Consider the following 7,648-nt stretch of genomic DNA (forward strand, 5'->3'; position numbering starts at 1 on the left):
ACCACACCCACCGGCACGCCGTCACCGGGCGGCGGGTCGACCACCGCGGCCGAGCCCCTGGCACGCGGTGATCGGCGGCGCGGTCGTGATTCGAGGTGTGCTGCCGGCCCGGTCAGGGCCGAATGTGAGGATGTCTTCATGAACGCGATCTTCGTCTGCCTGCCCGGCTCCAACAGCAACTCGTTCCACTGGTCCCCGCTGCTGCGCGAACTGACCCTGCTCGGCCACCGCGCGCTCGCCGTCGACCTGCCCGGACACGGCTTCGACGCCACGTTCTCCGCGTCCTACCAGGCACCGCAGGACCCGGCCGCCCTCGCCGCCGCGCCGTCCGACCTCAAGGGCGCGAGCCACGCCGACAACGTCGCGCACGTGATCGACGTGGTGCGCCGCGCGGGCGAGCACGGCCGGGTGATCCTGGTCGGGCACAGCCGGGGCGGGATGACGCTGACCGGGGTGGCGAACGCCGTGCCCGAGCTGCTGCACCGGGTCGTGTACGCGTCCGCGTGGTGCTGCGTCGACCTGACCGCCGATGGGTACATGGCGGGGCCGGAGTGGGCGTCGAGCGCGCTCAACGACCTGCCGGGCCTGCTCGCGGGCAACCCGGCCGACCTGGGCGTGCTCCGGATGAACTGGCGCACCGCCGACCCGGACCTGCTGGCCAAGCTCAAGACCGCGATCCTGGCCGACGGCACGGACGCGGAGTTCCTGGCCGCGCTGAACACCCTGGAGCCCGACGAGAGCCTGGACGGCGGCAGCGACCGCGTCGACCCGGACGCCTGGGCACGCCTGCCGCACACCTACCTCCGCCTGACCGGCGACCGCTCGGTCCCGGTCGAGTTGCAGGACCGGTTCATCCGCGAGGCCGACGCGCTGCTCCCGGACAACCCGTTCGACGTGCGCACGCTCGACACCAGCCACATGGGTTTCCTGGTCCGCCCGAAGCAGGCAGCCGCGGTGCTGGCCGAGCTGGCGCGGTAGTCCCGGTCCGCGACCCGAATCCCGGTTTGTCGAGTTATTGCGTGATGCTGCTCACTTCTTGCATGCTGATGCCGTCCCTCCAACGAAGGAGCGTGCGGTGCCCTTGTCACGCAGGACATTCCTCGGGTCGGCCCTCGCCGCCTCCGCACTGACCAGCACGTCGTCCCCGGCGGGCGCGGCGAGCCCGCCGGGCGACGTGGTCGGCAAGATCACCGTCGGCTACCAGGGCTGGTTCGCCGCCCGGGGCGACCACTCGCCGCTGGACGGCTGGTGGCACTGGAGCCACGACTGGAGCCAGCCGCCCTCGCCGTCGAACCGCGCGTTGACGTCCTGGCCGGACATGACCGACTACGCGAACAAGTACCCGACGGCGTTCGGCACGCTGGGCAACGGCCAACCGGCGACCGTGTTCTCCAACCACGACTACCAGACCGTGGACGTGCACTTCCGCTGGATGCGCGAGTACGGCTGCGACACCGCCGCCCTGCAGCGGTTCAACCCGACCGGCGGCGAGGGCCCGATCCGCGACGCCGTCACCGCCCACGTCCGGCGGGCCGCCGAGGCGCACGGCGTGCGGTTCTACGTCATGTACGACGTCACGAACTGGACGAACATGCAGTCGGAGATCAAGGCCGACTGGCTCGACAAGATGCGCGCGTACACGTCCTCCCCCATGTACGCCCGCCAGAACGGCAAGCCGGTCGTGTGCATCTGGGGTTTCGGCTTCAACGACCCCGGCCGCCCGTTCACCCCGCAGCAGTGCCAGGACGTGGTCGACTGGTTCAAGGGCCAGGGGGTCTACCTGATCGGCGGGGTGCCCACGCACTGGCGGCGTGAGGTCGAGGACTCGCGGCCCGGGTTCTCGCAGGTCTACCGCAGCTTCCACATGATCTCGCCGTGGATGGTCGGCCGGATCGCCACCGTCGCCGACGCCGACCACTTCTTCACCCACGTGAACTCGCCGGACCAGGCGGAGTGCGACCGGCTCGGCATCGACTACCAGCCGTGCGTGCTGCCGGGTGACCTGTCGCGGCGGCACCGGGCGCACGGCGACTTCATGTGGCGGCAGTTCTACAACATGGTCCGGCTGGGCGCGCAGGGCATCTACATCTCGATGTTCGACGAGTACAACGAGGCCAACCAGATCGCCAAGACACCGGAGACGCAGGCGGGCATCCCGGTCGGCTCCGGTTTCCTGGCGCTGGACGAGGACGGCACGCGCTGCTCGTCGGACTACTACCTGCGGCTCACCGGCGACGGCGGCCGGATGCTCAAGGGGCAGCTCGCGGTGACGGCGGTGCGGCCGACCAAGCCCATGCCCGACGTGGTCGAGCGTGATCTGGCCGCCGGCCGGCCGACCTCGCAGAGCAGCCAGACCCAGCACTACGGCAGCCACTTCGCCGTCGACGCCGACCCGCACACCTACTGGGAGAGTGCGAACGGGGCGTTCCCGCAGTGGATCGGGGTCGACCTGGGCACGGTGACCGCGCCGCGCCGGATGGTGCTGAGCCTGCCGCCGAACCCCGCGTGGGGCCGCCGCACGCAGACCATCGCGGTGGAGGTCGGCACCGGCACGTCGTTCACCACCGTGCTCGGCCCGACCGGCTACGTGTTCGACCCGGCCACCGGCAACGCGGTCACCATCACCCTGCCCGCCGGGGTGACCGCCCGGCACGTCCGGCTGCGGTTCAGCGGCAACACGGGGTGGCCCGCTGGGCAGCTGGCCCGGTGGCAGGTCTTCGGCTGACGGGCTGGGAGCGCTCCCACGGTAGGCTGCCCCGCATGGTGAGCGTTCTGGTCACGGGGTCGGCGGACGGTATCGGTCGGGAGACGGCGGCGACGCTGGTGGCGCAAGGGCACCGCGTGGTGCTGCACGCGCGCAACGGGGCTCGGGGTGACGAGGCGCTGGCCGCCGTGCCCGGCGCGGCCGGTGTGGTGGTCGGCGACCTCGCGTCGCTGGCGCAGACCCGGGAGCTGGCGTCCGCCGCGGGCGCCTTCGACGTGGTGATCCACAACGCGGGGCTCGGTGGCGGCCTGCCCGAGCGGCGGGTCACCGAGGACGGCCTGGAGCTGTTGTTCCAGGTCAACGTGCTGGCGCCGTACCTGCTGACGGCGTTGGTGCCCCGGCCCCGGCGGCTGGTCTACCTGACCTCCGGGCTGGAGTCGCAGGGCGTGGCGGACCTCGACGACCTCCAGCACGAGCGCGGTCCGTGGGACGGCATGCAGGCGTACTCGGACTCCAAGCTGCTGGACGTGGTGCTGGCGTTCGCGGTGGCCCGCCGGTGGCCGGACGTGGTGAGCAACGCGGTCGACCCGGGCTGGATCAAGACCAAGCTGGGCGGCCCGAACGCCACCGACGAGCTGCCGACGGGCGCGGACACCCAGGTGTGGCTCGCCACCAGCGACGAGCCCGCCGCCACGGTGACCGGCCGTTACTTCAAGTGGCGCGAGGAGCTGCGCGCCAACCCCGCCGCGTACGACGTGGACGTGCAGGAACGCCTGCTCGACGCGTGCGCGGAGATCACCGGCGTCAAGCTGCCGTGACCACGCGTGGTACGGCGGCCACCCGGTAGGGCAGCCGCCGCCACGTGCGACCGGGTTGCCTACGATCACGACCGTGCCCAGACCTCCCCGGACCGTGCTCGCCGCGTTCGGCGCCACGGCCGAGCCGGTCGTGCTGCCCGGTGGCCGGGGCGGAACGTGGCGCGCGGGTGACCTGGTGCTCAAGCCGGTGGACTTCGAGCCGGAAACGCGCTGGCGGTCCGAGGTGCTCGCCGCCCTGCCGGAGTCGACCGGGTTCCGGATCGCGCCTCCGGTGCGGTCCGCGTCCGGCGACTGGGTGGTCGACGGGTGGGAGGCGTGCCGGTTCGTGGCCGGTGAGCCGGACGTCGGTCGGCCGGACGACGTGCTGCGGGCCGGTATCGCGTTCCACGCCGCCGTGCGCGACGTGCCCCGACCGTCCTACTTGGACCTCCGCGACGACCCGTGGTCGATCGGCGACCGGGTCGCCTGGGAGGAACTGCCCCTCGACGGCGGCCCAGCGGACCTGCTGGCACCGCTCGTCGCGGCCCGCCGCCCGGTGGACCTGCCGGCCCAGGTCGTGCACGGCGACCTGCCGGGCAACGTGCTGTTCGCCGCCGGGCTGCCACCCGCGGTGATCGACTGGCCGCCGTACTGGCGGCCCGCGTCCTGGGCGGCGGCGGTCGCCGTGGCGGACTGCCTGTGCTGGTACGGCGCGCCGCCGGAGTTGGTCGACCGGTGGTCGCACCTGCCCGGGTGGGACCAGGTGCTGCTGCGGGCGTTGATCTACCGGATCGTCACCCACGACCGGGCTTCCGGTGACTGGTCACCGGACCAGGTCCGCGCCTACCGCCCCGCGGTCGACCTGGTGACGGCCCGGCTCAACGCGCCAGGGTCTGCTCGGTGACCTGCCACAACCGGGTCGCCGCCTCCGGGTCGAGCGCGTAGGCCGCGACGCCGCTGACCATGTTGCCGTCGTTCGGCAGGGCCTCGCGGCAGTCCTCGAAGTACCGCCCGCCGATACCGTCCAACAGCGGTGACGCCGCCAGCAGCACCGACGTGGCCGCGCCCTGCTCCGGCGTCTTCAGCCGGAACCCCTCGGCACCCGCCTCCTTGATCATCGATGCCATGGCGTCCGGGTCGACGTGGCGCTGGAGGTTGGTCATGATCCCGCCGGGCATCAGGGCGTTCACCGTGATGCCGTCGGCCGCCCAGCGCTTGTTCCCGGCCACGGCGAACAGCACGTTCGCGGTCTTCGACTGGCCGTACGCCGCCCACGGGTCGTAGGGCCGCTCGGTGAAGTGGATGTCGTCGAAGACGACCGGCGACATGAGGTGTGCGGCGGAACTCACCGACACCACCCGCGCACCCTCGACGGCCAGGAACCGGTGCAGGCCGTTCGTCAGCGCGAAGTGGCCGAGGTGGTTGGTGGCGAACTGGAGTTCCCAGCCCTCCGGCGTGCGGGTCTCCGGTGTCGCCATGACGCCCGCGTTGTTGACCAGGATGTGCAGCGGACCGTCCCAGCCGGCCACGAACGCCGCCACGGACGCCTGGTCGGCCAGGTCGAGCCGGGCGACCCGGACCGCGCCGCCGAGCTCGTCGGCCACCCGCTGCCCGGCCGCCGTGTCGCGGACCGCCAGGGTGACCTCGGCGCCCGCCGACGCCAGTGCCCTCGCCGTCTCGACGCCGATGCCGGACGCGGCACCCGTGACGACCGCGCGCCGTCCGGTCAGGTCGATGCCCGCGACGACCTCGGCCGCGGTGGACTCCGCGTCGAACGGCGTGGTGATGTGCTCGGTCATGTCTGCTCGTCTCCCTTGTCGTAGACTGAAGCGGAGGTTCCTCCGCTACTTCTCCACAGTAACCGGAGGATCCTCCGTTTAGCTTGGAGAGCCGCGTCACACCCGTTTGGAGGCACGTTGTCCCGCCCACTGCGCGCGGACGCCCAGCGCAACCGCGACCGGCTGATCGAGACGGCGCTGGACGCGTTCACCACCGAGGGCGCGGACGTCACGCTGGAGTCCATCGCCAAGCGCGCGGGCGTCGGCATCGGCACGCTCTACCGCCACTTCCCCACCCGCGAGGCGCTCGTGGAGGCGGTCTACCGCAACGAGCTGGCGAAGATCTGCGACGCCGTGCCCGAGCTGCTGGGCTCGCTGCCGCCGTTCGAGGCGATCAGGGCGTGGATGGACCGGTTCGTCGAGTACCTGGCGACCAAACAGGGCATGGGTGAGGCGTTGCGCGCGGTGATCGCGTCCGGCGGCGACCCCTACGCGGAGAGCAAGGACCGGCTGGTCGAGGCGATGGCCACGCTGCTCGCGGCGGTCGACCGGACGGACGTGGACCCGTTGCACGTGATCGCCACGGTCGGCGGCATCGCGCTCACGGTGCCCGACGTCGGCCCGGCGGACGGCATGCTCGACCTCGTCGTGGACGGCCTGCGCTACCGCCCGTGACGCCTACCGGACCGGCGTCGATCGCCGCACGGCCGCACGTGGGGTCCCGACCAACTGCCTGCTCAGGTCACCGCGCAACGTCGACACCGCGTCCAGCACGTAGTTCTGCCGCACCCGCCACGGACCGCGGTCGCCTTGGCGCGGAAACGCGTGGATGGCCCGCTGGATGTAACCGGAGGCGAGGTCCAGCAGGGGACGGCGGGCCAGCGGGCGGTCCGGCTTGGGCACGACGGACGCGTAGCCGCGCCGGTCCATGTGGTTGACCACCCGGCACACCAGGCGTGAGGTCAGGTCGGCGCGCAACGTCCACGACGCGTTGGTGTAGCCGACGCAGACGGCGAAGTTCGGCAGCCCGGTGATCATCGCGCCGCGCCAGATGAACTGCTCGGACAACTCCACCGCGCGCCCGTCCACGCTCGGCGCGATCCCGCCGAACGCGAGCAGCCGCAGCCCGGTCGCGGTGACCACGACGTCGGCTTCCAGCACCCGACCGGACCTCAGCCGGACGCCGTCGGGGGTGAACGTGGCGATGTGGTCGGTGACGACCGACGCACGGCCGTTCTTGAGCGCCTTGAACAGGTCAGCGTCCGGGATGGCGCACAGCCGCTGGTCCCACGGGTCGTAGGTGGGCGTGAAGTGCTCGCGCACCGCGTCGTCGTCCTGGAGCACCTTGGTGGACAGGCCGGTGAGCATTTTGCGCGCCGCCTTGGGCCAGCGGCGGCAGAACTGGTAGAACGCCAGCCCGAAGAGGATGTTCTTGGTGCGGATCAGGCGGTGCGCGGTCCGGGCGGGCAGCAGTTCGCGGACCTTGTCGGCGAGCTTGTCGCGGCCCGGTACCACGCCGATCCACGTCGGCGAGCGTTGCAGCATGGTGACGTGCCCGGCGGTCTCGGCCATCGACGGCACCAACGTCACCGCCGTCGCACCACTGCCGATCACGACCACCCGCTTGCCCGCGTAGTCCAGGTCGTCGGGCCAGAACTGCGGCCGCACCACCTCGCCGCGGAACGACTCGACACCCGGGAACACCGGGTCGTGGCCTTGGTCGTAGTCGTAGTAGCCCGCGCAGGAGTAGAGGAAGTCGCAGGTGATCGAACTCTCCCTGACCACACCGCCCTCGTCCCGCCGAACCGTCAACGTCCACCGCGCGGTCTCGGTGGAGAAGTCGGCAGCGACCACCTTGGTCCGATAACGCACCAGCCGATCGATGCCGAACTCCGCTGCCGTGGCCCGGACGTACCCGAGGATCGACGGCCCGTCCGCGATCGACTTCGCCTCGCGCCACGGTTTGAACGGGTAGCCGAGCGTGAACATGTCCGAGTCGGACCGGATGCCGGGATAGCGGAAGAGGTCCCACGTCCCACCGATCGCGTCCCGCGCTTCGAGGATCGCGACGGACTTGCCCGGACACTCGGTCCGCAGCCGGTAGGCCGCCCCGACACCCGACAGTCCTGCGCCGACGATCACGACGTCGAGGTGCTCGGTAGCCGTCATGCCCCCTAGTGTCCTGGACCTGCCAACACCCCTCCCACCTGGGCCAACACCAACTACTCCAGCGGACCCACGAACACGATGGAGTGAACCTGCCTACCCCCACTCCTCAAAACGCCGTTATCATTGACCTCAAACGTCGGTTGAAGAAATGAGGCCCCCGACCAACCACCGCCTGCGCCACCCCCGGCCACCAACCACCC

7 protein-coding genes are annotated in these 7,648 nt (G+C 71.4%); 5 read left to right on the forward strand and 2 right to left on the reverse strand.

What is annotated here, in order from left to right; genetic code table 11:
- Window positions 1-138 precede the first annotated feature (138 nt).
- From A6A25_RS19555 to A6A25_RS19570, 4 genes are all read left to right on the forward strand, one after another.
- Window positions 139-978, forward strand: a complete 840-nt coding sequence (locus tag A6A25_RS19555) for an alpha/beta hydrolase (protein WP_073892080.1) — start codon at window positions 139-141, stop codon at window positions 976-978.
- A 97-nt stretch (window positions 979-1,075) separates the two neighbouring features.
- Window positions 1,076-2,725 carry a discoidin domain-containing protein gene (locus tag A6A25_RS19560; RefSeq protein ID WP_073892082.1) on the forward strand — a complete coding sequence of 550 codons (1,650 nt, stop codon included), beginning with the start codon at window positions 1,076-1,078 and terminating at the stop codon, window positions 2,723-2,725.
- Between the two features lie 35 nt (window positions 2,726-2,760).
- Complete coding sequence (locus A6A25_RS19565) at window positions 2,761-3,522, forward strand: SDR family NAD(P)-dependent oxidoreductase (RefSeq protein ID WP_073892083.1); 762 nt, start codon at window positions 2,761-2,763, stop codon at window positions 3,520-3,522.
- A gap of 73 nt (window positions 3,523-3,595) precedes the next feature.
- Window positions 3,596-4,405: a TIGR02569 family protein gene (locus A6A25_RS19570; protein ID WP_198932776.1), complete on the forward strand. Its 810-nt coding sequence runs from the start codon at window positions 3,596-3,598 to the stop codon at window positions 4,403-4,405.
- Here the strand turns inward: A6A25_RS19570 and A6A25_RS19575 are convergent.
- On the reverse strand, window positions 4,380-5,300 hold the full coding sequence (locus A6A25_RS19575; RefSeq protein WP_073892087.1) for an SDR family NAD(P)-dependent oxidoreductase: 921 nt from the start codon (window positions 5,298-5,300) through the stop codon (window positions 4,380-4,382). The two genes, A6A25_RS19570 and A6A25_RS19575, sit on opposite strands and share 26 nt — an antisense overlap.
- A gap of 117 nt (window positions 5,301-5,417) precedes the next feature.
- On the opposite strand from A6A25_RS19575, the gene A6A25_RS19580 reads away from it, so the two are divergent.
- Window positions 5,418-5,954: a TetR/AcrR family transcriptional regulator gene (locus A6A25_RS19580; protein WP_073892088.1), complete on the forward strand. Its 537-nt coding sequence runs from the start codon at window positions 5,418-5,420 to the stop codon at window positions 5,952-5,954.
- 3 nt (window positions 5,955-5,957) lie between these two features.
- Here A6A25_RS19580 and A6A25_RS19585 read toward each other — a convergent pair whose 3' ends face one another.
- Window positions 5,958-7,448 carry a flavin-containing monooxygenase gene (locus tag A6A25_RS19585; RefSeq protein ID WP_073892090.1) on the reverse strand — a complete coding sequence of 497 codons (1,491 nt, stop codon included), beginning with the start codon at window positions 7,446-7,448 and terminating at the stop codon, window positions 5,958-5,960.
- Between the last annotated feature and the right edge of the window lie 200 nt (window positions 7,449-7,648).

It is taken from the genome of Saccharothrix sp. CB00851, assembly GCF_001905065.1.
Classification (GTDB): domain Bacteria; phylum Actinomycetota; class Actinomycetes; order Mycobacteriales; family Pseudonocardiaceae; genus Actinosynnema.